The organism is Kitasatospora sp. NPDC056531 (assembly GCF_042794375.1).
GTDB lineage: Bacteria > Actinomycetota > Actinomycetes > Streptomycetales > Streptomycetaceae > Kitasatospora.
On the sequence record NZ_JBHTTU010000288.1, the window covers coordinates 2133 to 2413 of the forward strand.

Sequence of the window (281 nt, forward strand, 5' to 3'; positions counted from 1 at the left end):
CAGACCCCCGGATCAGCGTAGGAGAGAGCCTACTACTCTCAAACACCACTGGGAAGAACTTGGGCAGGGAGCCAGGCGGCGACGCCGTCAAGGTGGCCAGCGCCGACCCGGCCTGGCTGCTTTTGGTGCTGCCCGGGCCCGGCGTGGAGATCACCGGCCGGTCCGGCTCGGAGGAACTGCTGGTCACCGGCCGGACGGCCCGCGAGATCGGGCTCACCGCCGCCGAGCACGGCATCGCCGTCTTCGAGCTCACCCCCCGGACGGTCTCCCTGGAGGAGGCC

General features: G+C 70.8%; 1 pseudogene. It reads left to right on the forward strand.

The features are described 5' to 3' along the window. Positions 1-65 precede the first annotated feature (65 nt). A pseudogene (locus ACFQ87_RS45690) lies at positions 66-281 on the forward strand (ABC transporter ATP-binding protein); the annotation flags it as partial.